Raw genomic sequence first — 259 nt, 5'->3', positions numbered from 1 at the left:
GGGGAACTGAAACATCTAAGTACCCGGAGGAAAAGAAATCAACCGAGATTCCCCCAGTAGCGGCGAGCGAACGGGGAACAGCCCAGAACCTGAATCAGTTTGTGCATTAGTGGAAGCGTCTGGAAAGACGCGCGATACCGGGTGATAGTCCCGTACACGAAAGTGCACAGATTGTGAGTTCGAAGAGTAGGGCGGGACACGTGGTATCCTGTCTGAATATGGGGGGACCATCCTCCAAGGCTAAATACTCCTGACTGAC

1 rRNA gene is annotated in these 259 nt (G+C 52.9%); it reads left to right on the top strand.

Annotated features, from left to right (window positions below):
• Positions 1 to 259, top strand: a 23S ribosomal RNA gene (locus tag IB226_RS23445); the annotation flags it as partial.

This window comes from Pantoea sp. PNT03 (assembly GCF_014852515.1).
In the GTDB taxonomy this organism is placed as follows: domain Bacteria; phylum Pseudomonadota; class Gammaproteobacteria; order Enterobacterales; family Enterobacteriaceae; genus Pantoea; species Pantoea leporis.
Note: the sequence above shows the minus strand (reverse complement) of the source record. Positions and strands in the feature narration are given on the sequence as shown.